This is a genomic window from Pseudomonas fragi (assembly GCF_900105835.1).
Classification (GTDB): domain Bacteria; phylum Pseudomonadota; class Gammaproteobacteria; order Pseudomonadales; family Pseudomonadaceae; genus Aquipseudomonas; species Aquipseudomonas fragi.
In genome coordinates, this window is the sequence record NZ_LT629783.1 from 3,579,158 (window position 1) to 3,602,555 (window position 23,398).

Consider the following 23,398-nt stretch of genomic DNA (forward strand, 5'->3'; position numbering starts at 1 on the left):
GTTATTAAGGTGTACCGAGTTGTCTGCATCGCGAGCAAGCCCGCTCCCACAAGTGCGTGGATTGTTTTTACAGGCTGGCCAGCGGCCCCTGATACAGCACCGGGCCCGTCGGTTGCCCGGTCGGCGAGCCGCCTTGCGGTTCAAGGCTGACCGCCAGCACCACCGGAATCCTGATCAATTGCTGCTGGGTTTGGCTAAGGGTGATCCGGCCATCGCCATCGCGGGGGATCAGGCCCAGGGACACCGGTTTTCCTTCGACCGGTATCGCCCACAACTCCAGGCTGCGGCCGCCATCCACCGCCGCCAGTTCCAGTGGCCGCACCTTCAGGTAGTCGCTGTGGGCCTCGATGCTCAGGCCCGGCTGCGCCGTACCACTGAGCAGGGTGGCCTTGTACTGCACGCTGTCGCGGTTGTAGAGCAGGCCCACGGTCAGGGCAATCAGCAAGGAACAGGCCAGCGCACTCAGGCGTACCCAGCTCCAGAACGGCCGCCTGGCCGGCACATGCAGGGTTTGCGGTTCGATGCGCGCCACGATGGCCTGCCACACATGGTCGGGCACGGGTTGCTCGACCAAAGGCTCGGTCAACTGGCTGAGGTGGGTGTTCCAGCGCGCCAGTTCGGCGCGCAGCGGCGCATCGTCTTGCAGCAGATGCTCGAAGCGTTTGCGGGCGGTGGGCGGCATCAGGCCGATGGCGTAGTCGGCGGCCAGCGCACGGCGCCGTTCGGGGGTTTGATAGTTCATGATTCCAGGCACCTGCGCAGTCGCTCCATGCCCCGGCGAATCCAGGATTTGACCGAACCCAGAGGCGCGGCCAATTGCTGCGCCAGTTCACTGGCGCTCAGCCCATGAAAATAGGCGATGGTGATGCTCTGGCGCTGCATGCTTTCGAGGCCTTCCAGGCACTGGTTGAGAGCACGGGCCTCGCGGGCGCTGCCCAGTTGGTCGAGGGCGCTGGGGCTGTCATCGGCCACGGCGTCCTGCTGCAGGTCGCTCAATGGCAATTCGCGGTGTTTGCGCAACTGGTCGATGGCCTGGTTGCGGGTGATGGTGATCATCCAGGTCAGCGGTGACGACAAATGGGCCTGGTAACGCGAGGCGTTGTGCCAGATACGCACAAAACTTTCCTGCACCACTTCTTCGGCCAGATCACTGCGCCCCATGCAGCGCAAAGCCACGCTGTACAAGCGCGGGGCCACGCTGCGATAGAGGGTTTCGAAGGCACGCCGATTACCCAATGAGCATTGGGCCAGGAGCTTTTCAAGGTAATCGGTATTGGCAGTTAAAATAGCTGTTCTCCCCTCAAAAAAAGCCAGGACTTCAGACCAGTTGTCGGTTGAGGGTAGTTCAGGGGGTGGGGTTGTTCCAATCATGTGAGGCACCTCGCTACCCGGTATACGCAGGCAAGGGCTCAGCGGATGCACCTGTTTTCAATTAAGATTGCGGGCCGTTTGATCCGATAGTGGCACTTGGGAACATCTGCCCGGGTTTCGGGTCAAACCCATAGTTTTACCGCCCCATTGCGGGCGGCATTTTGGTTCTAGAGGTTGAAGCGATGAAAAAGTTGAGCGGCGTGGCACTGGCAACATTGATGACCGTGGCAGCGAGCCCGGTGTTTGCAGGTTTCAGCCTGAGCGACGTGGCCAACGTGGCTGCGCAAGTGCAGGGCGGCAACGGCAATGGCGCAACCACGGACAAGTCGGCACAAGCCGTGCAAATGCTGACCAAGGTCAACGAGCTGGGCGTCAAGCCTGAGCAGGCCGCGGGCGGTATTGGCGCAATGTTGAGCCTGGCGAAAAACCAGCTGACCTCCAGCGACTACTCCGAACTGACCAAGCAAGTGCCAGGCGTGAACAAGCTGGCAGGCGCCGGAGCCCTGGGCCAACTGAGCCAGTTGGGCGGCCTGCTGGGCAAGTCCAATGGCGTTTCCGAGACCGCAACCAGCGCTGTCAGCAACGTGGCCAACACCGACCAGCTCAACAGCGCCTTTACTGCGCTGGGCATGCAGGACGGCATGGTTGCCAAGTTCGCACCGGTATTGCTGGACTACTTCAAAGGTCAGAACGTCAGCACTTCGCTGCTGAGCAAACTGAGCAGCGCCTGGGGCGTTTAAAGGCTAGCCGCGCTCGGCACGCAAAGTGCTGATGCGCTGGTCTTTCAGGGTCCAGAGCTGGTTGACCCAGCCCTGGACCTGTTCACGGAACACCGGGTCGTTTTCGTAATCGCCTTGCCACAATGCCGGATCCAGTTCGCGGGTCTGTATGTCGACAATCACCTTGGGCACCTGCCCGCTGATCAACTGCCAGAAGCCCGGAATCTTTGCCTGTGGATACACCACGGTCACGTCGAGCACGGCATCCAGTTGTTCGCCCATCGCCGCCAGCACAAACGCCACGCCGCCTGCCTTGGGCTTGAGCAGCCAGGTATAGGGTGACTGTTGCTGCGCGTGTTTGACCGGGGTAAAGCGCGTGCCTTCGAGGTAATTGACGATAGTGACCGGCTGGCGCTTGAACAGCTCGCAGGCGGCCCGGGTGATCTTCAGGTCTTCGCCTTTGAGCTGCGGGTGTTTGGCCAGAAAGGCCTTGGAATAGCGTTTCATGAACGGGTAGTCGAGGGCCCACCAGGCCAGGCCGAGGAAGGGCACCCAGATCAGTTCTTTTTTCAGGAAGAATTTGAAGAACGGCGTACGTCGGTTAAGGCCCTGCATCAGGGCGGGGATATCAACCCAGGACTGGTGATTGCTGATCACCAGATACGAGGTATCACGGCTCAGGCCTTCGGCGCCGCGAATGTCCCATTGGGTGGGCAGGCACAGGGCAAAAATGCGTTTGTCGATTTCGGACCAGGTTTCGGCGATCCACATCACCGCCCGCGAATTGTAATCGCGCAGGCGCCCCGACGATGCCAGTTTGAGCAGGGCAAACAGCATCAACGGCCCGAACAGAATCAGGGTGTTGCACAGCAATAACAGGGTGACCAGACAGCCGGTGAGCAGGCGGCGCATAAGCAACTCTTGAACGTTTAAGGACTGGTCATGATAAGCAGACTGGCGTAGAACGCCAAATCAATGACCCGTCTTTGTGGGAGCGGGCTTGCTCGCGATGCAGACAGCTCGGTGTATCAGACATGGCCGCAGTGATGCTATCGCGAGCAAGCCCGCTCCCACAGAAAAAAGCGTTGTGAACCTACTGCGGGGCCGTGGTCTAACCTGCACTCTTTGAAAGGAAATGCCTGCATGAAGTCTGTTCTTGCGTTGCTGTCTTTATTGGCGCTGCCGGTGATGGCCGCCGAGCCGACCCTTTATGGGCGTTACGAGTACATCAAATTGCCGGAAATCGGCGAGACCCTTAAAGCCAAGATGGACACGGGTGCCTTGACCGCGTCGTTGTCGGCCAAAAATATCCAGACCTTTACCCGTGACGGTGAAGAGTGGGTGCGCTTCCAGCTGGCCACCGAAGGCGCAAGCAGCAAAGTGTATGAACACAAGGTGGCGCGCATCAGCAAAATCAAAAGCCGCGCCGATGAGGATGAAGACCGGGACACCCCCGAAAGCGCCAAGCGCCCGGTGGTGGATCTGGAAATGTGCCTGGGTAACGTCAAGCGTACCGTGGAGGTCAATTTGACCGACCGCAGCAGCTTTAACTACCCGCTGTTGATTGGCGCCAAGGCACTGCGTGAGTTTGGCGCGGCGGTAAACCCGGCGCGGCGGTATACGGCGGACAAGCCGGATTGCTGAGTCAACCCCTGGCCCTCACCCCAGCCCTCTCCCGGAGGGAGAGGGGGCCGATCTTCAGCGTACTCAAGATCCGCGTCACCGCCGACCAAGCCCCCTCTCCCTTTGGGAGAGGGCTGGGGTGAGGGGCTTTCAGGTTAACTGGACCAGGGCGCCTTGCGTGAGTTGTTCAGTGTGGTGAGATAACTGTCGCCACCCAGCTGGTTCATCTGCTGGCGAATCCAGCCGGCGCGGCGGCTGACATAGGTGCTGGGGTGGCTGGCACTCCAGTTCAGCGGGCTGGGCAACACGGCCGCCAGATAACTGGCCTGCTGGCGCGAAAGGTTTTTCGCGCTCACGCCAAAGTGATGCTGCGCTGCAGCCTCGGCGCCGAACACGCCTTCATCCCACTCCGCACTATTGAGGTACACCTCAAGAATTCGCTGCTTGGGCCACAACACCTCAATCAACCCGGTAAACCAGGCTTCCAGGCCTTTGCGCAGCCAACTGCGGCCAGACCACAAAAACAGGTTCTTCGACACCTGTTGGCTCAGCGTACTGGCGCCGCGCAACGTACCTCCCTGTTCGTTGTGGATCAGTGCAGCCTTGATTGCGCCGAAGTCAAAGCCCCAGTGCTCGGGGAATTTCTGATCTTCACCCGCCATGACCGCAACTTTCAGTTCGTCGGATATTTCATCCCACGGCCGCCAACTGCGTTGCAGGTCAATCGGCTGGCCATCAAGCCAAGACTCGACCTTGCGCTCGACCATCAGCGCCGTACCTGGCGGTGGCACCCAGCGAAAAACCAGCACCAGCAATGCGCTGCCCACTGCGAACCAGAGCAGGACCTTGAGAAAGCGATGAACCAGAATACGCAGCATGGATGACTTGGCCGAACCCGTTGAGCGGGCCATTATACAGACCCTGCGCCATTCCATGATCCTGACGGGAGTTACCCATGCTGCGCGTTTACCTGTTGCTGGCCGCCTTTTTCGGCTTTACCGGTGTTGCTCTGGGTGCATTCGCTGCCCACGGCCTGAAAGGCCGCCTGACTGAGCAGTATCTGGCTATTTTTCATACAGGCGTGACCTACCAACTGGTCCACACCCTGGCCCTGTTTGGCGTGGCTCTGCTGGCCACCCACCTTCCCGGGCGCCTGGTGACCTGGGCAGGTATCTGCTTCACCCTCGGGATCGTGCTGTTTTCCGGCAGCCTGTACCTGCTGACCATGACCGGCATCAGCAAGCTGGGGATCATCACCCCCTTCGGCGGCCTGGCCTTTTTGGCCGGCTGGTTGTGCCTGGGGCTCGCCGCCTGGCGCCTGAGCTGAGCCGACAAGATGAATGGCTTGGGTCGACCTGACTGATCGGGCTAGAATGCTGGCCCCTTAAAATGAAGGCAGCGTCGCGCATGCTCATTCAGTTGAACGGTGAATCCTTTGAACTACCGGACGGCGAGACCGTCGCCGACCTTTTGGCCCGTCAGGAGCTGACCGGCCGTCGGGTTGCGGTGGAGCTGAACCTGGACATTGTCCCGCGCAGCCAGCATGCCGAAACGGTACTCAAAGCAGGTGATCAGGTCGAAGTGGTGCACGCCATCGGTGGCGGCTAAGTATTGCCACACGCGTCACGCTCACCCCGCAGTGCACATAATCAAAGAGGATTCCCGATGAGCAACGTTCGCAACGACAAGCCTTTTACCCTGGCTGGCCGTACTTACCAGTCGCGCCTGCTGGTGGGCACCGGCAAGTACCGTGACCTTGAAGAAACCCGCCTGGCCATCGAAGCCTCGGGTGCCGAGATCGTCACCGTTGCCGTGCGTCGCACCAACATCGGTCAGAATCCTGGCGAGCCTAACCTGCTCGACGTGCTGCCGCCGGATCGCTACACCATCCTGCCGAACACCGCCGGTTGCTACGATGCAGTCGAAGCCGTGCGCACCTGCCGCCTGGCCCGTGAGCTGCTCGATGGCCACAAGCTGGTCAAGCTGGAAGTGCTGGCCGATCAGAAAACCCTGTTCCCCAACGTGATCGAAACCCTCAAGGCCGCCGAGATTCTGGTCAAGGACGGTTTCGACGTGATGGTATACACCAGTGATGACCCGATCATTGCGCGTGAACTCGAGGCGATGGGCTGTATTGCCGTGATGCCGCTGGCCGGCCTGATCGGCACTGGCCTGGGGATCTGCAACCCCTACAACCTGCGCATCATCCTTGAAGAAGCCAAAATTCCGGTGCTGGTCGATGCGGGCGTGGGCACTCCCTCCGACGCGACCATCGCCATGGAAATGGGCTGTGAAGCGGTGCTGATGAACTCGGCCATCGCCAACGCCCAGCATCCGATCATCATGGCCGAAGCCATGAAACACGCCATTGTGGCGGGCCGCCTGGCGTATCTGGCCGGGCGCATGCCGAAAAAACTCTATGCCAGCGCCTCTTCGCCGCTGGATGGTCTGATCAAGTAAGAGCCACTGATGACTGAATCACTAGACACCCCAATCCCGGAAGAAGGCGAAGATCGCCAACACCGTCGCATCAAGAGTTTTGTGATGCGCGCCGGGCGCATGACCGAAGGCCAGCAACGCGGCCTCGATCAAGGCACGCCGCTGTATGTGCTGCCGCTGGCTGACGCGCCGGTCGATTTCGACCAGGTGTTCGGTCGCTCTGCGCCGCGCACCCTGGAAATCGGTTTTGGCATGGGCCATTCCCTGCTGGAAATGGCCGCGGCTTCGCCTGAACAGGACTTTATCGGGGTTGAGGTTCACCGCCCGGGTGTGGGTGCGCTGCTCAATGGCGTGCTGACTCAAGGCCTGACCAACCTGCGGGTTTACGATTGCGATGCGATCGAAGTCCTGACCCGTTGCGTGGCGGATAACAGCCTTGATCGCCTGCTGCTGTTCTTCCCGGACCCTTGGCACAAGAGCCGTCACCACAAGCGCCGGATCGTGCAAGCGTCCTTCGCGGAACTGGTGCGCTCCAAGCTCAAGGTTGGCGGTGTGCTGCACATGGCGACCGACTGGGAACCCTATGCCGAATACATGCTGGAAGTGATGAACGTCGCGCCGGGTTATCGTAACCTGGCTGAAGACGGCAAGTGCGTGCCACGTCCGCCTGAGCGCCCGGTGACCAAGTTCGAACGCCGCGGCGAACGTCTTGGGCACGGCGTGTGGGATTTGAAGTTCGAAAAACTGGCTTAAGCGGTTTTTCAATCACCGATCTCACCCTGCTTTGGGGTCGGTGAAGTTCGTACGGTATCTGTGGGAGCGGGCTTGCTCGCGATGGCATCACAGCGGTGAATCAGCTGCACCGCGTTGCCTGTATCGCGAGCAAGCCCGCTCCCACAAGATATCCTGGGTGTTCCTCAGCGCCGATCCGCCACCACCCCGATCAACACCAGCACCACCAACAACACTGGCGCCAGGCTGTAGTTGTTGAACTGGCTCAGCCCGCGTTCCACCCACGGCGTGGCGTAGATCAGGGCCGCACCGCTGCCGATCAGGCACAGCAATGCCATCAATGGCACGCGCAAAGCCCCGGCAATACTGCCCAGACGCTGCTCGACCCAGCCCTTGAAGTCGGCACCAAACAGCACCAGCACACAGCCAATCAACGCCAGGGCAATCTCCGAGAGATGGCTGCGGCTCCAGCGCGATACGTTGGCAAGCAGGTCAAGTACCAAGTCCATTCGAGTTCCTTAGATCAAAAAGTGCTGCAACAAGTCGTTGAGAAACAGCTGGCCCCGGGCGGTTGCCGCCAGGCGTGACGGTTCGACCTGCAATAAGCCACTTTGTTCGGCTGCTTTGCGTCCAATGCTCAAGCTGTCCAGTGTCAGCCCGGTGCGCTGAGGGTACAGCGCCGAATCAACGCCGTCGGTCAGGCGCAAGGCGTTCATTAGAAACTCAAAAGGCAGTTCTTCAGCTGTAAGAGTTTTCTCGCCTGCTTGAAAGTTTTTCGCCGGATTCAGGTAGTCCTTAGGCAGGCGGGTTTTCCAGGTGCGCACGATGCGACCATCAGGATGGCTCAGTTTGCCGTGGGCGCCAGCGCCAATGCCGATAAAGTCGCCAAAGCTCCAGTAGTTGAGGTTATGCCGCGCCGGGCGGCCAGGCTGGGCATAGGCCGACACTTCATACTGGGCGTAGCCATGTTCGGCGAGCAGCGCCTGGCCGACTTCCTGAATGTCCCACAGGGTGTCGTCTTCGGGGAGCACCGGCGGCTGGTTCCAGAACACCGTATTAGGCTCCAGTGTCAGCTGATACCACGACAGGTGGGTCGGCTTGAGCGCGATGGCCTGGCGCAGGTCGCTCAGGGCGTCGTCCAGGGACTGATCGGGCAGGCCGTGCATCAGGTCCAGGTTGAAGTTGTCAAAGCCCGCCAGGCGCGCCATACCGGCGGCACGCACGGCTTCGTCACCATTGTGGATGCGGCCCAGGGCCTGCAACTTCTCTTGCTGGAAGCTCTGGATACCGATCGACAGGCGGTTGATCCCCAGCTTGCGGTAAGCCACGAATTTTTCCTGCTCGAAAGTGCCCGGGTTGGCTTCCAGGGTGATTTCGATATCACTGGCAAACGGGATGCGTGCCTCAACGCCCTTGAGCAGGCGCCCCAGCGCTTGCGCGCTGAACAGGCTTGGCGTGCCGCCACCAAAGAAGATCGAGCTCAGCTCGCGGCCATAAACCGCGTGCAGGTCCTGATCAAGATCGGCCAACAGTGCGTCGACGTATTCTTCTTCGGGCAGCACCGGGCTGGCGGTGTGGGAGTTGAAGTCGCAATACGGGCATTTGCGCACGCACCACGGAATATGGATATACAGCGACAGGGGTGGCAATTGGCTCAGCGGCGCACGCGGCGCCTGCTGGGTAAAGCCAGCCGCGCCCAGATAGAGCGGCTGTGGAGGTGTGTCGTGGGTCATTTCAGGCCCAAACGCTGACGCAGCAGAACCATGGCGCGAGCACGATGGCTTAGCTGGTTTTTCTCAGTGGGGCTCAGTTCGGCGCTGGAGCAGTTGCGCTCAGGTACCCAGAACAGCGGGTCATAGCCAAAACCGTGTTCACCACTGGCGGCAGGCAGGATGCGCCCGTGCCACAGGCCCTCGCAGATGATCGGCAGCGGGTCGTCGGCGTGGCGCACCAGTGCCAGCACGCAGACAAACTGCGCGCCGCGCTCGGCTTCAGGCACGTCCTTGAGGGCGTCGAGCAGTTTGGCGTTGTTCGCCGCATCACCTTTGCCGTCCGCGTAACGGGCCGAGTAGATGCCCGGCGCGCCGCCAAGAAAGTCCACCGCCAGCCCCGAATCGTCGGCCAGTGCCGGCAAACCCGAGAGACGTGCCGCATTGCGGGCTTTAAGAATCGCGTTCTCAACAAACGACAAGCCGGTTTCTTCCGGCTCGACGCTGCTGAATTCTCCAATCGAGCGCAACTGCACCGACTCGCCGAGCATGGCCTGAAGTTCTTTGAGTTTGCCGGCGTTGTGGCTAGCCAGTACCAGTTGCGTAAAGTTCATCATTCGATTGGAGCGACCATTTGAGAAAATTGGATGGTTTCAGACGTTGCGCCGCCAGCCTTCACATCCACCTTGAAGGTGAAGGTCTGCGGCCCGGCTACCGGGAACTGGGCCAGGTAATTGATTTCGCCGTTCTTGCCCACCTGACGGAACGTCAGCGGCGTTGGCTTGGCATCGCCGGTCTGCACCGTGCCTTGAACGTTGGCGGCAATGTTCTTGCCGCCCTTGTTCAGGGTGATGTTGAGCACCCCGTTGGTTTTACTGCGGGTGACTTCAAATTCACGCGCGATGTCCGGTGTCAGGAAAGTCGACGGGAACGCGTTGTAATACACCGTTGTATCGCCAAACGTCTGCTGACGCTGGGCAGAGGTGCCGTCAGCGGCAAACGCCTGCATGCCAAAACACATCGAAAGCAGTAGTAATCCAATACGACCCATTGTCACTCTCCTTGAACTTGCCGGTTTAGACCGCGACTTGATGATCCTGAAGGCCAGGACTGCTGACACGATAAATGCCAATCTCGCCCAACAGGTTAGGCCATATCTTGCTCGCCCACCCGTGTCGGTGTTGTTGATCTACGGCAAGGCGGTTGATCACTTGTGCTTCGCGCTCGCGGCACAGCGCTTCGAAGTCTTCGAACGTGCAGAAGTGAATGTTCGGCGTGTTGTACCAGGTGTACGGCAGAAATTCGGAAACCGGCATCCGCCCCTTGCTGGCCAGGTACCAGCGGCAGCGCCAGTGCCCGAAGTTGGGGAAGGTGATGATGCACTGGCGGCCGACGCGCAACATTTCGTCGAGGATCCGGTCGGGGTAATGCACGGCCTGCAGCGCCTGGGTCATGACCACGATGTCGAAACTGTTGCTGGCGAAGTTGCCCAGGCCCTTGTCCAGGTCCTGCTCGATAACATTGATGCCTTTGGCGACGCATTCGGCGATGTTATCCGGGTCGTTTTCCAGGCCATAGCCGGTGACTTGCTTGTTGTCGCGCAGCCAGCTCAGCAGTTCGCCATCACCACAACCGAGGTCGAGCACGCGGCTGCCGGCGGGGATCCAGTCTTGGATGATTTCCAGGTCGGCTCTCATGGCGTTCTCACAGTTCTATGCGGTTCATGTAGTTGCTGAAGGCTTGCAGGTAACGCGGGATCGGGATCAGGAAGGCGTCATGGCCCTGCGGAGCGTCGATTTCCAGGTAGCAGACGTCTTTTTTCGCCGCCATCAATGCATCCACCAGCTCCCGCGAACGGGCCGGCGAGAAGCGCCAGTCGGTGGTGAACGACATCACGCAGAAGCGCGCCTTGGCCCCGGCAAAGGTTTTGGCCAGATCGTCATCGAAGTTGGCGGCCGGGTCGAAGTAGTCCAGCGCCTTGGTCATCAGCAGGTAAGTATTGGCATCGAAACGCCCGGAGAACTCTTCACCCTGATAACGCAGGTAGCTCTCGACCTGGAACTCGACGCTGTGGAAGTCGTAGTTGAGGTTTTCGTTCTTCAGGCCACGGCCGAATTTTTCACCCATCGAGTCATCGGACAGGTAGGTGATGTGCCCGACCATGCGCGCCAGCATCAGGCCTCGCTTGGGAATCACGCCTTTTTCCTGGAACGAACCGCCGTGGAACTCGGGGTCGGTGAGGATGGCCTGGCGGGCGACTTCGTTGAACGCGATGTTTTGCGCGGACAATTTGGGCGCCGAGGCAATCGCCAGGCAATGGCGCAGGCGATCCGGGTAGCTGATGCTCCACTGCAACGCCTGCATGCCGCCCAGGCTGCCACCGATCACGGCGGCCCACTGGTTGATCCCCAGGCGGTCAGCCAGGCGCGCCTGGCTGTGCACCCAGTCTTCAACGGTCAGTACCGGGAAGTCGGCGCCAAACGGGCGACCGGTTTGCGGGTTGAGGCTGCTTGGGCCGGTAGAACCGTTGCAGCCGCCCAGGTTGTTGAGGCTGACGACGAAAAACTTGTTGGTGTCGATGGGCTTGCCGGGGCCGATGCAGCTGTCCCACCAACCGGGCTTGCGATCGTCGGCGCTGTGGTAGCCCGCCGCGTGATGATGCCCTGACAGCGCGTGACAGATGAGCACGGCATTGCTGGCCGTGGCATTGAGCTGGCCGTAGGTTTCGTAAATCAGTTCATAGGCAGGCAGTGAGCGGCCGCAGGCTAGCGCCAGGGGCTCGTTGAAGTGCGCTGTTTGCGGCACGACCAGACCAACGGAATCGGGGGGAAAGGCAGCTGGCATCGACCCTGCTCTCATTTAAATGAGGCGTAAGTCTAATGAGCGGGGGGCGCAGCAGCAAGCAATGGTCTGGGCTGATTTTATGACCTGTAGCCAAACTCGGTGGGAGCGGGCTTGCTCGCGATTGCATCACCGCTGTTTGTCGACAGACCGCGGTGCCAGGATCGCGGGCAAGCCCGCTCCCACAGGTTCAGGGTCGGACCAAACCCGGCAAGTCCGGCAGCTTTTTCGGCGCATGCAAACGCACGCGCTTCTGCCGGTTGAGTTCGCCGCTGATCAGGCTCACCTGGCTTTTGGCAATGCCGAACGCCTTGGCCAGGAAGGCCATCAGGTGGGCGTTGGCCTTGCCTTCTACCGGCGGGGCGGTGAGGCGGATTTTCAGACGGTCACCGTGCAGGCCGGCAAACTCGTCGCTGCTGGCCTTGGGTTGCAGGTGACAGTCGAGAATCAGATCCTCGCCGTCCCACCGGAAGTAGCTCATCAGATCAGGCCGAACAAGATGACCGGCATGCCGACATACATGGCCAATGGCGGGATCACGAAACTCTGGATCAGCTGGATCACCATGAACGCCAGGATCGGCGAGATATCCAGGCCGCCCATGCTTGGCAGGAAGCGGCGGAACGGTGCCAGGGCCGGTTCGGTGATCTGGTTGACCAGTTCAGCGCCAGGGCTGACGCTGCCCGGTGCTACCCACGACAGGATCACGCTGATGATCATGGCGAAGAAGAACACTTTCAAAAACAGCGCAGTCACGCCAATGATCGCCCACAGCAGCAGGCCCAGAATGTTGAAGGACATGTAGCTGAGTGTCAGGACCACGGCGAAAATCACCATCTGCACCAGAATCGCCAGCACCAGCGACGACATGTCCAGGCCGAACACGCTCGGGATGACCCGGCGCAGCGGCTTGAGCAGCGGCTGGGTGGCCTTGACGATGAACTGGCACAGCGGGTTGTAGAAGTTGGCCCGCACCAGCTGCAGGATAAACCGCAGCAGTACGATCAGCAGGTAGAGGCTACCCAGGGTTTGAATCACGAAAATGGCTGCGCCATTAAGTCCGGACATCATGTGCTCCTTTATTGACCCAGTTGTTCGGCCATTTCGGCCGAGCGGTGCGCGGCGGCACTCAATGCTTTTTCGACCGAGGCGGCAAAGCCGTCGGCCTGGAATGATTTGATCGCAGCTTCAGTGGTGCCCGCTGGCGAGGTCACGCGGCGGCGCAGTTCGGCGGCGTCGACATCGCTGGCCACGGCCATGTGTGCGGCGCCCAGCGCGGTCTGCTCGGCCAGTTGCTTGGCCACGTCACGCGGCAGGCCGAGTTTGACGCCGGCGTCGGTCATGGCTTCGATCAGCAGGAAAAAGTACGCGGGGCCGCTGCCGGACACGGCCGTCACGGCATCGATCTGCGCTTCACTGTCCACCCACACCACAATGCCCACGGCACTGAGCAGTTGCTCCGCCTGCTGGCGTTGCTCGGCGGTGACGTCGGCAGTGGCGAACAGGCCGCTCACACCCTTGCCCAGCAGGGCCGGGGTGTTGGGCATGCAGCGCACCAGCGGCTGGCTGCCCAGCCAGTTGAGCAGGCTGGCGCAGGTAATGCCGGCAGCAATCGAGACCAGCAATTGATGGGGCTGCAGATGCGGGCGCAGGTCCTGGCACACGGCTTTCATGGCCTGTGGCTTGACCGCAATGACAATCACGTCGGCGTCCTGGATGGCTTGCGCGTTATCGGCAAACAGTTCGATGCCATGCTCGGCGGCCACTTTGGCCCGCGTCTCGGCACCCGGATCGCTGGCGCGGATCTGTGCTGCATCCAGACCTTTGGCCAACAGGCCGCCGATCAGGCTGGAAGCCATGTTGCCGGCGCCGATAAAGGCAATACGCGTTTTGCTCATAACCGATCCTTATAAAAAATGAGATAGGCCCTTTCAGGCCTGGCCGTAGTCGCGGGCGCCAAATAATGCAGTGCCGATGCGCACCCAGGTGGCGCCTTGGGCAATCGCCGACTCAAGGTCGTGGCTCATGCCCATTGAAAGCGTGTCGAGGCCCATGTTCAGGCGCTCTTGAAGCGTGCGCACCTGCGCAAAAGCAGCATCCTGCTCGGCGCGGTCCTCAGTGGGCTCCGGAATTGCCATCAAACCGCGCAGCTTCAAGCGTGGCAGGGCGCTGATGGCGGCCGCCAGCGCAGGCAAGTCTGCCGGGGTACAGCCCGATTTGCTGGCTTCACCGCTGACATTGACCTGGATGCAGATATTGAGCGGTGGCAAGTCGGCCGGGCGTTGTTCAGACAAACGCTGGGCAATCTTGAGCCGGTCGACGGAATGCACCCACGCAAAATGCTCGGCGATATCACGCGTCTTGTTCGATTGAATGGGGCCGATGAAGTGCCAACACAAGGGCAGGTCGGCCAATTCGATCTGTTTGGCGCGGGCTTCCTGCAGGTAGTTCTCGCCAAAGTCGCGAACCCCGGCGGCATGGGCCTCACGCAGCGCGGCGGCAGGCTTGGTCTTGCTGACCGCGAGTAGATGAATGCTGGTTACATCACGGTGAACAGCCAGTGCAGCGGCACGGATGCGCGCCTCAACCTGGGCAATGTTGCCTGCTATCGTGGACATTCGTTTAAGCCCGCCGTTGTGAAAGTCAGCGGCATTCTACTGGAATTGGCAGGGGGGATGGATATCGCCGGCCTGTCGCCGGGGGAGGGAGCGAAGATTGAAGCGCAGAGGCCGGGAGTTGGCAGCGATAACGCTGTGGGAGCGGCGGTGCTCCCACAGAATCAAAAGCAAAAGCGTTTTTAGCGTTGCACAACCTGCAGCGTGGACTTCTCTTTAGGCAGCACACGTTTGGCGACCACATAGTGGCTCTGCCAGTACGGCTTTTGCAGCGTGTCGATAGTCACCGACTTGCCGCGACGCGGGGCGTGGATAAAGCGGTCGTTGCCCAGGTAAATGGCAACGTGGTTGACCTTGCGGCTCTTGATGTTGAAAAACAGCAGGTCGCCGGGTTTCAAATCCTTGCGCTCGACTTTTTGCCCATGACCACTGGCCATTTCGCTGGAAGTGCGTGGCAAATCAACGGCGGCTACGTCATTAAAGGCGTATTTGACCAGCCCGCTGCAGTCGAACCCTTTACTTGGGCTGCTGCCGCCCCAACGATAAGGGGTGCCTAACACGTTTACAGCGCGGCTCAGGACCGTGCTGCTCTGCTTGTTGGCGGCGGCCAGGGACGCCGCTGCCATTTTGCCCGGGGCCTTGCGGTGGGCTTTACTGGTGGCAGGACGTGCTACGGTCTTGCTGGTAGAGGCAACATAGGGTGCAGCCGCAGATGACTTTGCGGTGTAGCCGGTGAAGCCCGAAGGAAGATGTTGCTCACGATTGGTGGCGTGGGCGGCCAGTGGCAATAATAGGCAAATGGTTAGCCATGTCTTGAATATAGGACGCATTCGGCAGGGCTCAATGGTTATAAACGCGAAACTTTATAACAGCTTTTTTGTCCTTTCTCAGGCCATTTGTCAGGTGGACTGTGGGGTCAATTTCCGCAAAGGTGATGGCAAATTGTCGCATGGCGAGGGTGCAGGTCAGGTAGTACAAGGCTTTGCGCCAATTCTTGTAAGACACTTTTACCTTTTGCACGACAGTAAAAAAGTCACAAAAAACTTCACAATATTTTTCTATCAGCAGCAAAGAGGGCATTTATGAGCGGCTATCGAGACGATGTTCAGCGCGATACTCACAGCAAAGTGCTGGGCTATTTGCTGTGGATTTTTGGTTTTCTGGGTGCGCACCGCTTCTATTACGGCAAGCCGGTGACCGGGACGATCTGGTTTTTCACCTTGGGCTTGCTGGGTATTGGCTGGCTGATCGACTTGTTCCTGATCCCGAGCATGGACCGTGAAGCCGACTTGCGGTTTACCGCAGGTGACACTGACTACAGCGTGTCATGGATTCTGCTGACGTTTCTGGGGGTGTTTGGCGTACATCGCATGTACATGGGCAAATGGATCACGGGGATCATCTACCTGTTTACCGGTGGTTTGTTCCTGATCGGTATCCTGTATGACTTCTGGACCTTGAACGAGCAGATCTCGATCAAGAACGCAGAGCGCCGGTAAAGATCAAAAGCCCCTCACCCTAACCCTCTCCCGGAGGGAGAGGGGACTAAAGGCAAAAGCAGATTTGCGCAACGCATCCAATCAGCTCCCTCTCCCGGAGGGAGAGGGTTGGGGTGAGGGCCGCGCTTAGCCTTCGTAACTGATCCGGCCATCCACCAGCGTGTAACGCACGGCACCCGGCAGGCAATGGCCGAGGAACGGGCAGTTGTCGCCTTTGGAATGCCATTTCTCACCAACCAGGGTCGAGGCCGCCGGGTCAAACAGCACCAGGTCTGCTGCCGAACCCACCGCCAGCTTGCCGGCTGGCAGGCGCAGGGCGTTAGCCGGGCCAGCGCTCAGGCGGCTGAGCAGCGTCGGCAAGTCGAGCAAGCCGTCTTCGACCAGGGTCATTGCCAGCGGCAGCAGCACTTCAACGCTGCTCATGCCCGGCTCGGTCGCGCCGAACGGGGCCAGCTTGGCGTCACGCTCGTGGGGCTGGTGATGGCTGGAGATGGCTTGCACCACACCCGACTTCACGGCCTCGCGCAGGCCGTCACGGTCGGCTCGGGTGCGCAGCGGCGGTTGCACATGGTAAACGCTGGAGAAATCCACCAGCGCTTCGTCAGTCAGGATCAACTGATACAACGCTACATCGGCAGTGACTTTCAGGCCGCGAGCCTGGGCCTGGGCGATCAGGGCCACACCGCGGGCGCTGGTCAGCTGGCTGAAGTGCGCGCGCACGCCGCTTTGCTCAACCAGCAGCAGGTCACGGGCCAAAGCTACGGTTTCGGCGGTTTCCGGAATGCCCGGCAAACCACGGAACGCTGCCATCGCGCCGTCGTGAGCGATACCGCCCTCGGCCAGATCACGGTCCTGGGAGTGGAAGATCACGGTCAGGTCGAACGTGGCCGCATACTCCAGTGCCCGGCACAGGGTGCGGGTGTTGGTGAAGCTGTTGAGGCCGTTGCCAAATGCCACGCAGCCCGCGTCGCGCAGGGCGATCAGCTCGGCCAGTTGCTCGCCGTCCAGGCCTTTGCTCAACGCACCGATCGGGAACACCTTGCAGTTGCCGGCTTCACGGGCGCGGTCAAGGATCAGTTCGGCGACGGCCGAGGTGTCCAGCACCGGTTTGGTGTGCGGCGGGCAGCACAGGCTGGTGACGCCACCTGCCGCAGCGGCGCGGGTCTCGCTGGCGATGGTGCCTTTGCGGCTGTAGCCCGGCTCGCGCAGGGCAACGTTAAGGTCAACCAGCCCGGGGGCGGCCACCAGGCCCTTGGCCTCGATGGTTTGCGTCGGGGTGAAACCGGCTGGCGCTGCACCGATGGCAACGATCTTGCCGGCTTCCAGGTGCAGGTCAGTCACTTGATCCAGCTGGCTGGTCGGATCTATTACGCGGGCGCCGAGAATGCTGAGCTTCACTGGGCGTTCTCCTGTTCGAATTGGCGCTGGGCGGTTTGCCCGCTCATGGTCATGGACAACACCGCCATGCGCACGGCAATGCCGTAGGTCACCTGGTTGAGGATCACCGAGTGCGGGCCATCGGCCACCGCGGACTCAATCTCGACGCCACGGTTGATCGGCCCCGGGTGCATGACGATGCAATCAGGCTTGGCCCCGGCCAGGCGTGCAGTGGTCAGGCCGAACAGGCGGTAGAACTCGCCTTCGCTCGGCAGCAGGCCACCGGACATGCGCTCACGCTGCAGGCGCAGCATGATCACTACGTCGACGTCTTTGAGGCCTTCGGTCATGTCGGTGTAGACCTTCACGCCGTATTGCTCGATGCCGATCGGCAGCAGGGTTTTCGGCGCGATAACGCGAATGTCCTTACAGCCCAGGGTCTTGAGGGCGATCATGTTCGAGCGCGCTACCCGCGAGTGCAGAATGTCGCCGACGATGGCCACCGACAGGTTTTCGAAGCCGCCCTTGTGCCGACGAATGGTCAGCATGTCGAGCATGCCCTGGGTCGGGTGGGCATGGCGGCCGTCGCCGCCGTTGATGATCGCCACCTGCGGGCATACATGCTCGGCAATAAAGTGCGCGGCGCCGGAATCGCCGTGGCGTACCACGAACATGTCGGCGGCCATCGCTTCAAGGTTGCGCAGGGTGTCGAGCAGGGTTTCGCCCTTGCTCGCCGACGAGGTCGACACGTTGAGCGTGATCACGTCGGCCGACAGGCGCTGGGCGGCCATTTCAAAGGTGGTGCGGGTGCGGGTGGAGTTTTCGAAGAACACGTTGCATACGGTCTTGCCGCGCAGCAACGGGACTTTTTTCACCGCCCGGGCGCCGACTTCGAGGAACGAGTCGGCGGTGTCGAGGATTTCCGTCAGCAGCTCGCGGCGCAAACCGTCGAGCGACAGAAAGTGGCGCAGCTGGCCCTGGTCATTGAGCTGCAGCGGGCGCTTGGTGTCAGTCGGCGTCATCGCAATGGTCTCTTAAGGGGCTAGGTCTTGAAGTTCGAGTGTCAGTGGCGCAGGGCCGGACAATTTTACCCGCTCGCTCGGCTTGAGCGACAAGGTCGCGCCCACTACGTCCGGGCGGATCGGCAGTTCGGCGGCGTCAAGGTCCAGCAAGCTGACTAGGGTCACGCTGGCCGGACGACCATAGTCGAACAACTCGTTCAGCGCTGCGCGAATGGTCCGACCGCTCATCAGCACGTCGTCGATCAGCACCAGGTGCTGGCCTTCGATTTCGAACGGCAGCTCGGAAGGGCGCACTTGCGGGTGCAGGCCGTTCTGGCTGAAGTCATCGCGGTAGAACGATACATCCAGCGTGCCCAGCGGTGCATCGCTGCCGAGCGCCTTGAGCAGCGCCTGGGCAACCCAGATGCCGCCGGTGCGGATACCGATATAACGCGGCTCGGTGATGCCGCGACGGGCCAGATGGGCCTTCAGATCAAGGGCCATCTGGGAGATCAGTTCAGCGGGAACAGGCAGGATCATGGTGGCTCCTTAAAAGGCCCGCGCAGCACAACGTGCGGCGGCGGGCGCAAACAATGAGGCGGGTCAATGGTACAAACGCCGGGTCAGTCTTGAGAGTGCGCCGGGTTTTCGTCGAGCCAGCCTTGCAGCACCAGTTTGGCGGCGATGGCATCAACGGGGTTGTCGCGGTAACTGCCGCGCTGGCCGCCCTGGGCCCGGCGTTCGCCCTTGGCCTCGAAGGTGGTCAGGCGTTCATCATGGGTAAAAACCGGCAGATTGAAACGGCCATTCAGGCGATTGGCAAATTTTTGTGCCCGGGCGCAGAAGTCGCTCGGGGTGCCGTCCATGTTCAAGGGCATGCCGACCACCATCGCGTCGGGCTGCCATTCCTTGATCAGTTTTTCGATTTCTTCCCACCTGGGGATGCCATTCTCGGCTTTCAGGTTGCACAGCTCGCGGGCCTGGCCAGTAATCATCTGGCCTACAGCCACGCCGATGGAGCGGGTGCCGTAGTCGAAGCCCAGCAATAAACGAAGGCTGGCCATCAGGAATGGCCTGCTTGGGTGCTTAACAAATTGAGGTTCACTCCGAGGTGCTTGGCGGCCGCGTCGAGGCGCAGCTCGCTTGGGGTATCAAACAGGATATGCGCCGAATACGGGCAGGTCAGCCAGGCGTTGTCGGCCAGTTCGGCTTCAAGCTGGCCAGCATCCCAGCCGGCATAGCCCAGGCAGATCAGGCTGCGGTTCGGGCCGCGGCCATCGGCAATGCTGAACAACACATCGGCAGAGGTGCTCAGGGCCAGCCCGTCGTCGAGTTCGACGGTGGCGTCAAAGTTCATGCTGGCCGGGTGCAGGACAAAGCCACGGTCGATCATGACCGGCCCGCCACCGAAGATCGGTACATGCTGGCACAGCGGTGAAGAAAGTTGTTCCGGGCGCAACTGCTCAAGAACATCCGCCAGGCTCAGCTCCAGCGGGCGGTTGATCATCAGCCCCATGGCACCATTGGCCGTGTGCTCGACGATGTAGGTCAAGGAATGGGCAAAGTTCGGGTCGGCCATATGGGGCATGGCGATCAGGAATTGATGCTTGAGGTAAGTCGGCGCGTGTTTTTTCATGAGTCTTAGTGTGGCGCTGGCAACGTGAACTGACAAGTTGGGCGATCAAGATTCCTGGGTCTTTGTGGGAGCGGGCTTGCTCGCGATACAGGCGGCGCGGTTTAACGTTAAAACGCAGCGATCCAATCGCGAGCAAGCCCGCTCCCACCGTTGCCCTGTGGATCAGTTGCTGGACAGGCGGTCGCCTTCGGCGAATTTCCAGGTGCGGATAATCTCCAGCCGGTCGATATCCGCCAGGTCACCGGTAAACGGCGCAAAAGGTGCCGCCAGGCGCACGATGCGTTGTGCGGCCTGGTCCAGCAGCGGCTGGCCCGAAGACTCAAGCACCAGTACTTCATGCAGCGAACCGTCGCGGTTGATCGACACCAGCAGGCGCAGCTTGCCGTAGATCTTTTCCCGCCGTGCCTGCTCAGGGTAGTTGAGGTTGCCGATGCGCTCGATCTTCTTGCGCCAGTCCTCTTTGTACCAGGCGCCCTTGTCGCGCATGGTCGAGGCCGCGCTCATGCGGTAGATCTTCGGCCGCTTGGCGTACAGCTGTTGCTCGTTGGCCAGTTCGGCCTCGAGGCTGGAAATCTCGCTGGACAGCTGCGAGCTGTCGAACGTTGGAATGCTGGCCTTGGGCGCCGCCTCGGTCTTGACCTTCTGCGGCTGGCTCGGGGCTTTTTTCACTGCGGGTGCCACGGTGGTCACGGCGGCCTTGGGCGCGGTCTGGGTCTGCTCGGGTTTGGCGGCAGGCGGTGGGGTGACTTTTTTGACGCTGTTGTCCTGGAAAGGGGCGACCTCGCTGGTCTTGGGCACGGCTTTCTTGTCCAGCGTGCCGCTGCCCTGCTGGTTGTCCTGGGCCAGAAAGTCGGCTTTTTCCGGGGCTTTCTCGCTTTTGAAGGTGGACAGGGTGATTTCCAGGGTTTTGCTGACCGGTTTGGGCGCTTCCATGCTGAACCCCACGCCGACGATCACGGCGATATGCAGCAGCGCCGCCACAAACAGGGCAAATCCAAGGCGATCGGCCGCGCGCACGCCTTTATGGCTGAGTTCGGGGGGCAGGTCGCTGGGGAGTGTCATGGCAAAAAGACCAACATCGCGGGTTTCACAGGGTGCGCATGATAGCGCAATGTTGGTCTATTACAGGCTGTTGCAGATCAGCGAGCCGCCAGCTTGCGCTCGATTGCATCCATCAGCAGGGCGCCGATATTGGTGCCGAAGGCATTGTCGATCTCGCGGATGCAGGTCGGGCTGGTGACGTTGATTTCGGTCAGGTGCTCACCGATTACGTCCAGACCTACGAACAACAGGCCTTTTTCACGCAGGGTCGGGCCAACCTGGGCTGCAATCCAGCGGTCCTTTTCGCTCAGCGGGCGGGCTTCGCCACGACCGCCTGCGGCGAGGTTGCCACGGGTTTCACCCTGGGCCGGGATCCGTGCCAGGCAGTAATCGACCGGCTCGCCGTCGATCATCAGGATGCGTTTGTCGCCATCCTTGATCGCCGGTAAGTAGCCTTGCGCCATGATCTGCTGGGTGCCGTTGAGGGTCAGGGTTTCGAGGATCACCGACAGGTTGGGGTCGCCCACCCGGTGACGGAAAATCGAGGTGCCGCCCATGCCGTCCAGCGGCTTGAGGATCACGTCACCGTGCAAGGCAGCAAATTCACGCAGCACGTCGGCGCGGCGGCTGACCACGGTCGGCGGCGTGCATTGGGTAAATTGGGTGGCGAACAGTTTTTCGTTGCAGTCGCGCAGGCTCTGCGGCTTGTTGACGATCAGTACGCCATCACGCTCGGCCTGTTCCAGCAGGTAGGTGGAGTAGACGAACTCCATGTCGAAGGGCGGGTCCTTGCGCATCAGGATCACGTCCAGATCGCTCAGGGCCGTGTCGGTCTCGGCGTCCAGCTCAAACCATTTTTCCGGGTTGGCAAACACCTTGAGCGGCTTCATGCGTGCCCGCGCCTTGCCTTCATTCAGGTAAAGGTCTTGCTGTTCCATGTAGAACAGGGTCCAGCCGCGATCCTGGGCGGCCAGCAGCATGGCCAGCGAGCTGTCCTTTTTATAGGAGATGCCCGCAATGGGGTCCATGACAATCCCGACTCGAACGCTCATGGCAAATTCCTCAAATAAAGTGAGTGACGATCTGATCGTGTGGGAGCGGGCTTGCTCGCGATGGCATCACTGCGATTTGCCTGACAGACCGCAGCGCCTGTATCGCGAGCAAGCCCGCTCCCACACAGGGATCGGTATGACCTGAAAAGTGGCGCCAGAGTGGCGCTGAGTGTGGCCTCGGTCAAGGAAAAACCACCGCTTGGACCCTTCGATAGATTGAAGGTCGTGACTGTGCTAAAAAGGCTCGCACAGTGCTTGCAACCCTTGTCCATCAAGGAGTTGGGGTTATAAGCCGCACAGTTGTAACAAAATTGGTCGCCGTGGCGATGGTAAAGCACATATGCAAAAGCATTCCAGCGCCTTGAAGGTGATGGTGATCGATGATTCGAAAACCATTCGCCGCACCGCCGAAACGCTGCTGAAAAACGTGGGCTGCGAGGTCATTACCGCCATCGATGGTTTCGATGCGCTGGCCAAGATTGTCGACCACCCTCCGCACATTATCTTTGTCGACATCATGATGCCGCGTCTGGATGGTTATCAGACCTGCGCACTGATCAAGAGCAACCGGGCGTTCAAGTCGATCCCCGTGATCATGCTGTCGTCCAAGGACGGCCTGTTCGACAAGGCCAAGGGGCGGATCGTGGGTTCTGATCAATTTTTGACCAAACCGTTCAGTCGCGACGAATTGCTGAGCGCGATCAAGGCTCATGTGCCAGCCTTCAATATTCTACCCAGTGCCCAATAACACCCGGCCAGCCGGCCAACCACCTGATAAATGGGGAACACCATGGCTCGCATTCTGATCGTCGATGACTCGCCGACTGAAATGTACAAATTGACCGGCATGCTCGAAAAGCACGGCCATGAAGTGCTCAAGGCAGAAAACGGCGCAGACGGCGTCGCCCTGGCACGACTGGAAAAACCCGACCTGGTGTTGATGGATATCGTGATGCCGGGCCTCAACGGCTTTCAGGCTACGCGTCAGCTTACAAAAGACCCGGAAACAAGCTACATCCCGGTTATCGTAGTGACTACCAAGGATCAGGAAACCGATATGGTCTGGGCCCAGCGTCAGGGTGCCAAGGGCTACCTGACCAAGCCGGTGGATGAAGAGCAGTTGATCCTCAAGGTGAAAAAAGTCCTGGAAGAAAACCCTCCAAAATGACGGTCACCCTATGCCCGGCGCATTGACAGCCTTTGAACTGCTACTTGAGATCGACCAGCGTTGTCGCTCGCTGGCGGCAGGCCTGGTGCCTGCCCAGGCACAGCTCGATACCTGGAGCGGTATTGGTTTTCGCATCGGCGAGCAGTGTTTTGTGGCGCCGATGGGCGAAATTGCCGAAATCCTGCATGAGCCGCGGTTTACCCTGTTGCCCGGGGTAAAGCCCTGGGTCAAGGGCGTGGCCAATTTGCGCGGGCAACTGTTGCCGATCATGGACCTGTGCGGGTTTTTCGGCATTGAGCTGTCACCCTTGCGCAAACAGCGCCGCGTATTGGTGCTGGAATACAAAGACGTGTTTGTCGGCCTGCAGGTCGATGAAGTGCAAGGCATGCAGCACTTTGCCCACGCCGACCTCAATACTGATACACAAACCCTGCCCCATCCGGTGTTTGCGCCTTATGTGCAAGGGCACTTTGCCGCTGAGCAGCTGTGGTGGGTTTTTAGCCCGTTTGCCCTGGCCCGGGCTCCACAATTCTGGGCGGTAGCCGTGTGAACAGGCTTTCAGCTTTAATACGGGA

Annotated in this window: 32 protein-coding genes; 10 read left to right on the forward strand and 22 right to left on the reverse strand. The window is 60.4% G+C overall.

What is annotated here, in order from left to right:
- Positions 1-67 precede the first annotated feature (67 nt).
- Complete coding sequence (locus BLU25_RS16350) at positions 68-742, reverse strand: anti-sigma factor (protein WP_016782557.1); 675 nt, start codon at positions 740-742, stop codon at positions 68-70.
- Complete coding sequence (locus tag BLU25_RS16355) at positions 739-1,371, reverse strand: sigma-70 family RNA polymerase sigma factor (protein WP_029611619.1); 633 nt, start codon at positions 1,369-1,371, stop codon at positions 739-741. The genes BLU25_RS16350 and BLU25_RS16355 overlap by 4 nt, the downstream gene beginning before the upstream one ends.
- A gap of 182 nt (positions 1,372-1,553) precedes the next feature.
- Here BLU25_RS16355 and BLU25_RS16360 point away from each other — a divergent pair, with 182 nt between their 5' ends.
- Complete coding sequence (locus BLU25_RS16360; RefSeq protein WP_016782555.1) at positions 1,554-2,111, forward strand: DUF2780 domain-containing protein; 558 nt, start codon at positions 1,554-1,556, stop codon at positions 2,109-2,111.
- Between the two features lie 3 nt (positions 2,112-2,114).
- Here the strand turns inward: BLU25_RS16360 and BLU25_RS16365 are convergent, their stop codons facing one another.
- Positions 2,115-3,002 (reverse strand): acyltransferase, encoded by an 888-nt coding sequence (locus tag BLU25_RS16365; protein WP_016782554.1) that lies wholly within the window; start codon positions 3,000-3,002, stop codon positions 2,115-2,117.
- Positions 3,003-3,233: 231 nt separating this feature from the next.
- On the opposite strand from BLU25_RS16365, the gene rloA2 reads away from it, so the two are divergent.
- Positions 3,234-3,734 carry a retropepsin-like aspartic peptidase RloA2 gene (rloA2, locus tag BLU25_RS16370; RefSeq protein ID WP_016782553.1) on the forward strand — a complete coding sequence of 167 codons (501 nt, stop codon included), beginning with the start codon at positions 3,234-3,236 and terminating at the stop codon, positions 3,732-3,734.
- A gap of 134 nt (positions 3,735-3,868) precedes the next feature.
- On the opposite strand, the gene mtgA is transcribed toward rloA2, so the two are convergent.
- Complete coding sequence (gene mtgA / locus BLU25_RS16375; protein ID WP_016782552.1) at positions 3,869-4,624, reverse strand: monofunctional biosynthetic peptidoglycan transglycosylase; 756 nt, start codon at positions 4,622-4,624, stop codon at positions 3,869-3,871.
- A gap of 44 nt (positions 4,625-4,668) precedes the next feature.
- Here mtgA and BLU25_RS16380 point away from each other — a divergent pair, with 44 nt between their 5' ends.
- From BLU25_RS16380 to trmB, 4 genes are all read left to right on the forward strand, one after another.
- Positions 4,669-5,040 carry a DUF423 domain-containing protein gene (locus BLU25_RS16380; RefSeq protein ID WP_016782551.1) on the forward strand — a complete coding sequence of 124 codons (372 nt, stop codon included), beginning with the start codon at positions 4,669-4,671 and terminating at the stop codon, positions 5,038-5,040.
- A gap of 80 nt (positions 5,041-5,120) precedes the next feature.
- Positions 5,121-5,321, forward strand: coding sequence for a sulfur carrier protein ThiS (gene thiS, locus BLU25_RS16385; RefSeq protein WP_016782550.1), 201 nt, complete (start codon positions 5,121-5,123; stop codon positions 5,319-5,321).
- Positions 5,322-5,378: 57 nt separating this feature from the next.
- Complete coding sequence (locus BLU25_RS16390) at positions 5,379-6,173, forward strand: thiazole synthase (protein ID WP_083369735.1); 795 nt, start codon at positions 5,379-5,381, stop codon at positions 6,171-6,173.
- 9 nt (positions 6,174-6,182) lie between these two features.
- Positions 6,183-6,905, forward strand: coding sequence for a tRNA (guanosine(46)-N7)-methyltransferase TrmB (trmB, locus tag BLU25_RS16395; protein WP_016782548.1), 723 nt, complete (start codon positions 6,183-6,185; stop codon positions 6,903-6,905).
- Positions 6,906-7,069: 164 nt separating this feature from the next.
- Here trmB and BLU25_RS16400 read toward each other — a convergent pair whose 3' ends face one another.
- From BLU25_RS16400 to BLU25_RS16450, 11 genes are all read right to left on the reverse strand, one after another.
- On the reverse strand, positions 7,070-7,393 hold the full coding sequence (locus BLU25_RS16400) for a DUF3392 domain-containing protein (protein ID WP_016782547.1): 324 nt from the start codon (positions 7,391-7,393) through the stop codon (positions 7,070-7,072).
- A gap of 9 nt (positions 7,394-7,402) precedes the next feature.
- Entirely contained in the window at positions 7,403-8,617 is a 1,215-nt protein-coding gene (gene hemW / locus BLU25_RS16405) for a radical SAM family heme chaperone HemW (RefSeq protein ID WP_016782546.1), read from the reverse strand.
- On the reverse strand, positions 8,614-9,210 hold the full coding sequence (gene rdgB, locus BLU25_RS16410; RefSeq protein WP_029611616.1) for an RdgB/HAM1 family non-canonical purine NTP pyrophosphatase: 597 nt from the start codon (positions 9,208-9,210) through the stop codon (positions 8,614-8,616). Before rdgB ends, hemW begins: the two co-directional genes overlap by 4 nt.
- The gene (locus tag BLU25_RS16415; protein WP_016782544.1) at positions 9,207-9,644 is read right to left on the reverse strand and encodes a DUF4426 domain-containing protein; all 438 of its coding nucleotides are present in this window, start codon (positions 9,642-9,644) and stop codon (positions 9,207-9,209) included. Before BLU25_RS16415 ends, rdgB begins: the two co-directional genes overlap by 4 nt.
- A gap of 25 nt (positions 9,645-9,669) precedes the next feature.
- Entirely contained in the window at positions 9,670-10,290 is a 621-nt protein-coding gene (gene metW, locus BLU25_RS16420) for a methionine biosynthesis protein MetW (RefSeq protein ID WP_016782543.1), read from the reverse strand.
- 7 nt (positions 10,291-10,297) lie between these two features.
- Positions 10,298-11,437, reverse strand: coding sequence for a homoserine O-succinyltransferase MetX (gene metX / locus BLU25_RS16425; RefSeq protein ID WP_016782542.1), 1,140 nt, complete (start codon positions 11,435-11,437; stop codon positions 10,298-10,300).
- 187 nt (positions 11,438-11,624) lie between these two features.
- Complete coding sequence (locus tag BLU25_RS16430; RefSeq protein ID WP_016782541.1) at positions 11,625-11,915, reverse strand: DUF167 domain-containing protein; 291 nt, start codon at positions 11,913-11,915, stop codon at positions 11,625-11,627.
- Complete coding sequence (locus BLU25_RS16435; protein ID WP_016782540.1) at positions 11,915-12,502, reverse strand: YggT family protein; 588 nt, start codon at positions 12,500-12,502, stop codon at positions 11,915-11,917. Before BLU25_RS16435 ends, BLU25_RS16430 begins: the two co-directional genes overlap by 1 nt.
- An 11-nt stretch (positions 12,503-12,513) precedes the next feature.
- The gene (gene proC / locus BLU25_RS16440) at positions 12,514-13,332 is read right to left on the reverse strand and encodes a pyrroline-5-carboxylate reductase (RefSeq protein ID WP_016782539.1); all 819 of its coding nucleotides are present in this window, start codon (positions 13,330-13,332) and stop codon (positions 12,514-12,516) included.
- A 33-nt stretch (positions 13,333-13,365) separates the two neighbouring features.
- Positions 13,366-14,052 (reverse strand): YggS family pyridoxal phosphate-dependent enzyme, encoded by a 687-nt coding sequence (locus BLU25_RS16445; RefSeq protein WP_016782538.1) that lies wholly within the window; start codon positions 14,050-14,052, stop codon positions 13,366-13,368.
- Positions 14,053-14,231: 179 nt separating this feature from the next.
- Positions 14,232-14,879, reverse strand: a complete 648-nt coding sequence (locus BLU25_RS16450; protein ID WP_029611615.1) for a C40 family peptidase — start codon at positions 14,877-14,879, stop codon at positions 14,232-14,234.
- 252 nt (positions 14,880-15,131) lie between these two features.
- On the opposite strand from BLU25_RS16450, the gene BLU25_RS16460 reads away from it, so the two are divergent.
- Positions 15,132-15,548, forward strand: a complete 417-nt coding sequence (locus BLU25_RS16460) for an NINE protein (protein ID WP_016782534.1) — start codon at positions 15,132-15,134, stop codon at positions 15,546-15,548.
- Positions 15,549-15,674: 126 nt separating this feature from the next.
- Here BLU25_RS16460 and BLU25_RS16465 read toward each other — a convergent pair whose 3' ends face one another.
- From BLU25_RS16465 to gshB, 7 genes are all read right to left on the reverse strand, one after another.
- Positions 15,675-16,946 (reverse strand): dihydroorotase, encoded by a 1,272-nt coding sequence (locus BLU25_RS16465; RefSeq protein WP_083369736.1) that lies wholly within the window; start codon positions 16,944-16,946, stop codon positions 15,675-15,677.
- On the reverse strand, positions 16,943-17,947 hold the full coding sequence (locus tag BLU25_RS16470; protein ID WP_016782532.1) for an aspartate carbamoyltransferase catalytic subunit: 1,005 nt from the start codon (positions 17,945-17,947) through the stop codon (positions 16,943-16,945). The genes BLU25_RS16465 and BLU25_RS16470 overlap by 4 nt, the downstream gene beginning before the upstream one ends.
- 12 nt (positions 17,948-17,959) lie before the next feature.
- Positions 17,960-18,466 carry a bifunctional pyr operon transcriptional regulator/uracil phosphoribosyltransferase PyrR gene (pyrR, locus tag BLU25_RS16475; RefSeq protein ID WP_016782531.1) on the reverse strand — a complete coding sequence of 169 codons (507 nt, stop codon included), beginning with the start codon at positions 18,464-18,466 and terminating at the stop codon, positions 17,960-17,962.
- Between the two features lie 83 nt (positions 18,467-18,549).
- Complete coding sequence (gene ruvX / locus BLU25_RS16480; RefSeq protein ID WP_016782530.1) at positions 18,550-18,990, reverse strand: Holliday junction resolvase RuvX; 441 nt, start codon at positions 18,988-18,990, stop codon at positions 18,550-18,552.
- Positions 18,990-19,562, reverse strand: a complete 573-nt coding sequence (locus tag BLU25_RS16485) for a YqgE/AlgH family protein (RefSeq protein WP_016782529.1) — start codon at positions 19,560-19,562, stop codon at positions 18,990-18,992. The genes ruvX and BLU25_RS16485 overlap by 1 nt, the downstream gene beginning before the upstream one ends.
- Before the next feature lie 162 nt (positions 19,563-19,724).
- Positions 19,725-20,624, reverse strand: coding sequence for an energy transducer TonB (locus BLU25_RS16490; protein ID WP_083369737.1), 900 nt, complete (start codon positions 20,622-20,624; stop codon positions 19,725-19,727).
- A 77-nt stretch (positions 20,625-20,701) separates the two neighbouring features.
- Positions 20,702-21,655 (reverse strand): glutathione synthase, encoded by a 954-nt coding sequence (gshB, locus tag BLU25_RS16495; protein WP_029611613.1) that lies wholly within the window; start codon positions 21,653-21,655, stop codon positions 20,702-20,704.
- Between the two features lie 340 nt (positions 21,656-21,995).
- Between gshB and pilG the strand changes: the two genes are divergently transcribed.
- The 3 genes from pilG to BLU25_RS16510 are packed head-to-tail and all read left to right on the forward strand — an operon-like array spanning position 21,996 to position 23,373.
- Entirely contained in the window at positions 21,996-22,403 is a 408-nt protein-coding gene (pilG, locus tag BLU25_RS16500) for a twitching motility response regulator PilG (protein WP_016782526.1), read from the forward strand.
- Positions 22,404-22,445: 42 nt separating this feature from the next.
- On the forward strand, positions 22,446-22,823 hold the full coding sequence (pilH, locus tag BLU25_RS16505; protein WP_016782525.1) for a twitching motility response regulator PilH: 378 nt from the start codon (positions 22,446-22,448) through the stop codon (positions 22,821-22,823).
- Positions 22,824-22,833: 10 nt separating this feature from the next.
- Positions 22,834-23,373, forward strand: coding sequence for a chemotaxis protein CheW (locus BLU25_RS16510; protein ID WP_016782524.1), 540 nt, complete (start codon positions 22,834-22,836; stop codon positions 23,371-23,373).
- Positions 23,374-23,398 lie beyond the last annotated feature (25 nt).

What these genes read in the sequence shown, in the direction of transcription:
- proC (WP_016782539.1), bottom strand. Translation starts at nt 13,332, where the DNA reads ATGAGCAAAACGCGTATTGCCTTTATCGGCGCCGGCAACATGGCTTCC.
- BLU25_RS16510 (WP_016782524.1), top strand. Translation starts at nt 22,834, where the DNA reads ATGCCCGGCGCATTGACAGCCTTTGAACTGCTACTTGAGATCGACCAG.
- BLU25_RS16460 (WP_016782534.1), top strand. Translation starts at nt 15,132, where the DNA reads ATGAGCGGCTATCGAGACGATGTTCAGCGCGATACTCACAGCAAAGTG.
- mtgA (WP_016782552.1), bottom strand. Translation starts at nt 4,624, where the DNA reads ATGGCCCGCTCAACGGGTTCGGCCAAGTCATCCATGCTGCGTATTCTG.
- BLU25_RS16470 (WP_016782532.1), bottom strand. Translation starts at nt 17,947, where the DNA reads ATGACGCCGACTGACACCAAGCGCCCGCTGCAGCTCAATGACCAGGGC.
- BLU25_RS16400 (WP_016782547.1), bottom strand. Translation starts at nt 7,393, where the DNA reads ATGGACTTGGTACTTGACCTGCTTGCCAACGTATCGCGCTGGAGCCGC.
- BLU25_RS16365 (WP_016782554.1), bottom strand. Translation starts at nt 3,002, where the DNA reads ATGCGCCGCCTGCTCACCGGCTGTCTGGTCACCCTGTTATTGCTGTGC.
- pilG (WP_016782526.1), top strand. Translation starts at nt 21,996, where the DNA reads ATGCAAAAGCATTCCAGCGCCTTGAAGGTGATGGTGATCGATGATTCG.
- metW (WP_016782543.1), bottom strand. Translation starts at nt 10,290, where the DNA reads ATGAGAGCCGACCTGGAAATCATCCAAGACTGGATCCCCGCCGGCAGC.
- BLU25_RS16415 (WP_016782544.1), bottom strand. Translation starts at nt 9,644, where the DNA reads ATGGGTCGTATTGGATTACTACTGCTTTCGATGTGTTTTGGCATGCAG.
- pyrR (WP_016782531.1), bottom strand. Translation starts at nt 18,466, where the DNA reads ATGATCCTGCCTGTTCCCGCTGAACTGATCTCCCAGATGGCCCTTGAT.
- ruvX (WP_016782530.1), bottom strand. Translation starts at nt 18,990, where the DNA reads ATGGCCAGCCTTCGTTTATTGCTGGGCTTCGACTACGGCACCCGCTCC.
- BLU25_RS16435 (WP_016782540.1), bottom strand. Translation starts at nt 12,502, where the DNA reads ATGTCCGGACTTAATGGCGCAGCCATTTTCGTGATTCAAACCCTGGGT.
- hemW (WP_016782546.1), bottom strand. Translation starts at nt 8,617, where the DNA reads ATGACCCACGACACACCTCCACAGCCGCTCTATCTGGGCGCGGCTGGC.
- BLU25_RS16360 (WP_016782555.1), top strand. Translation starts at nt 1,554, where the DNA reads ATGAAAAAGTTGAGCGGCGTGGCACTGGCAACATTGATGACCGTGGCA.
- thiS (WP_016782550.1), top strand. Translation starts at nt 5,121, where the DNA reads ATGCTCATTCAGTTGAACGGTGAATCCTTTGAACTACCGGACGGCGAG.
- BLU25_RS16350 (WP_016782557.1), bottom strand. Translation starts at nt 742, where the DNA reads ATGAACTATCAAACCCCCGAACGGCGCCGTGCGCTGGCCGCCGACTAC.
- rdgB (WP_029611616.1), bottom strand. Translation starts at nt 9,210, where the DNA reads ATGATGAACTTTACGCAACTGGTACTGGCTAGCCACAACGCCGGCAAA.
- BLU25_RS16430 (WP_016782541.1), bottom strand. Translation starts at nt 11,915, where the DNA reads ATGAGCTACTTCCGGTGGGACGGCGAGGATCTGATTCTCGACTGTCAC.
- BLU25_RS16445 (WP_016782538.1), bottom strand. Translation starts at nt 14,052, where the DNA reads ATGTCCACGATAGCAGGCAACATTGCCCAGGTTGAGGCGCGCATCCGT.
- BLU25_RS16490 (WP_083369737.1), bottom strand. Translation starts at nt 20,624, where the DNA reads ATGACACTCCCCAGCGACCTGCCCCCCGAACTCAGCCATAAAGGCGTG.
- metX (WP_016782542.1), bottom strand. Translation starts at nt 11,437, where the DNA reads ATGCCAGCTGCCTTTCCCCCCGATTCCGTTGGTCTGGTCGTGCCGCAA.
- rloA2 (WP_016782553.1), top strand. Translation starts at nt 3,234, where the DNA reads ATGAAGTCTGTTCTTGCGTTGCTGTCTTTATTGGCGCTGCCGGTGATG.
- BLU25_RS16485 (WP_016782529.1), bottom strand. Translation starts at nt 19,562, where the DNA reads ATGAAAAAACACGCGCCGACTTACCTCAAGCATCAATTCCTGATCGCC.
- BLU25_RS16355 (WP_029611619.1), bottom strand. Translation starts at nt 1,371, where the DNA reads ATGATTGGAACAACCCCACCCCCTGAACTACCCTCAACCGACAACTGG.
- BLU25_RS16380 (WP_016782551.1), top strand. Translation starts at nt 4,669, where the DNA reads ATGCTGCGCGTTTACCTGTTGCTGGCCGCCTTTTTCGGCTTTACCGGT.
- BLU25_RS16450 (WP_029611615.1), bottom strand. Translation starts at nt 14,879, where the DNA reads ATGCGTCCTATATTCAAGACATGGCTAACCATTTGCCTATTATTGCCA.
- BLU25_RS16390 (WP_083369735.1), top strand. Translation starts at nt 5,379, where the DNA reads ATGAGCAACGTTCGCAACGACAAGCCTTTTACCCTGGCTGGCCGTACT.
- trmB (WP_016782548.1), top strand. Translation starts at nt 6,183, where the DNA reads ATGACTGAATCACTAGACACCCCAATCCCGGAAGAAGGCGAAGATCGC.
- gshB (WP_029611613.1), bottom strand. Translation starts at nt 21,655, where the DNA reads ATGAGCGTTCGAGTCGGGATTGTCATGGACCCCATTGCGGGCATCTCC.
- pilH (WP_016782525.1), top strand. Translation starts at nt 22,446, where the DNA reads ATGGCTCGCATTCTGATCGTCGATGACTCGCCGACTGAAATGTACAAA.